The organism is Bradyrhizobium sp. AS23.2 (assembly GCF_001908185.1).
Classification (GTDB): Bacteria; Pseudomonadota; Alphaproteobacteria; order Rhizobiales; family Xanthobacteraceae; genus Bradyrhizobium.
Map to the genome: position 1 here is coordinate 1 of NZ_LGHM01000323.1, position 1,651 is coordinate 1,651.

A 1,651-nucleotide genomic window follows, 5' to 3' on the forward strand; every position below is an offset into this window, starting at 1 on the left:
ATTCGTCCACGACCTTCTTAGCCCCCAAACTCGCAAGCGCGACCAACTTAAAGCACGAAATGAAGAATGTAATTCTCGCCGCGTTTCGATCTTTCGTGTTTCTACACAGCCAGGGTCACAAGCCGACGTGGCCCCCTCGTCCGCTCCATCCCTGAAAGCGGACGCCGGTCACCCCGACCAATCATGTCGGCTAAGGGGCCAGAAGCGGAAGCTGTCATCCCGCCTCAGCGGATCACCGCGAGAGCGTCACGGCACGACAACTACAACCGTTTCTTCGATGTCCTTAAGGTGTCCACCGTCGCACGTCGGGATGGACGAAAAATAGTTGGGAAACGACCGAGGCTGTGTGAAAACGCCTTGGTTTGGTATAGCGAGGCGCCGCGCCTGCAGCGCGAGTCGCTAAACTTGTTCACTCAGTCCAGCAGTAGGGCACCACCATGAGCATTCGCGTCGGCATTGTCGGGATCAGCGGTTTTGGCGGCGGCGAGGCGATGCGCCTGGTCGCGAGCCACCCGTCTTTCGAGCTAATCTACGCCGCGGGCGAGGGCAGCGCCGGCAGCCGGTTGGTGGACCGCTTCCCTGGTGTGCCGGCCAAGCTGGCCGAGTTGGTGATCGAGAAGTGGGACCCTGTGACCCTGCCGAAGCTCGACGTGCTGTTCGCGTCGCTGCCCACGGGCGCCTCGGCCGAGGCGCTGGCGCGCGTCCCCAAGGACGTGAAGATCGTCGACATCGGCGGCGACCATCGCTACGTCGAGGGTTGGGCGTACGGCCTGGCCGACGTCTGGCCAGCCCAGATCGAGGGGCAGACCCGCGTTGCCAACCCCGGCTGCTTCCCCGCGGCGACGCTGAACGCGCTGGCGCCGCTGCTGGTCAACAAGCTGATCGAGCCTGGCAACATCGTGATCGACGCTAAGACTGGCATCTCCGGTGCCGGTCGGGGCGGCGCCGACAGCAAGTTCGGCTACGCCGAGAGCAACGAGAACTTGGTGCCCTACGGTCTGCTGAAGCACGTCCACATGCCCGAGATGGCCAAGACGATCGAGCGGCTGACTGGCAGCAGCGCGGCCGGGCTGGTGTTCACGCCACACTTGGTGCCGATGACCCGCGGCGTTCTCGTCACCATGTACTGCCGCGGCCGCGCCACCACGAGCCAGTGCTTGGACGCGGCCCGGTGCTTCTACGAGGGGCGGGCGTTCGTCCGCGTGACCGACAAGCCGCCGCAGACCAAATGGGCTACCGGCTCGAACCTCGCGTTCGTCAGCTATGCGGCCGATCCAGAGCGCAACTTGGTGATCGCGATGGGCGTGGTCGACAATCTCGGCAAGGGAGCGGCCGGTCAGGCGGTGCAGAATGCGAACCTGATCTGCGGCCTGCCAGAAACCGCAGGGCTGGACGGCGTACCTGTTTGGCCGTGAGATCTTTTGCGAAAATCTGATGTCTGCTTTTCCCCGAAAGCGACCTACTTACTGCGCGGCAACGAAATGACGCGAAGGGCCAATTCCGGAAGTAGAGGACCATCGGTAAGCCTTGTTGCCCACTCTAGCCCGTCGGCATGTTATTCCAGATGTCGCGATGCGCGTGCCACTGGCCATCCCGACTTCGGAGCCAAACGAGAAGATACTTTACCTTCGCCTGCCCGGAGCTGAGTTTC

1 protein-coding gene is annotated in these 1,651 nt (G+C 63.1%); it reads left to right on the forward strand.

Annotation, left to right across the window (positions count from 1 at the left end; genetic code table 11):
* Positions 1-437 precede the first annotated feature (437 nt).
* The gene (gene argC / locus AC630_RS41830) at positions 438-1,415 is read left to right on the forward strand and encodes an N-acetyl-gamma-glutamyl-phosphate reductase (protein ID WP_074124280.1); all 978 of its coding nucleotides are present in this window, start codon (positions 438-440) and stop codon (positions 1,413-1,415) included.
* Positions 1,416-1,651 lie beyond the last annotated feature (236 nt).

Excerpts from the sequence above, each read along its gene's own strand:
- argC (WP_074124280.1), top strand. The coding sequence starts at position 438 with ATGAGCATTCGCGTCGGCATTGTCGGGATCAGCGGTTTTGGCGGCGGC.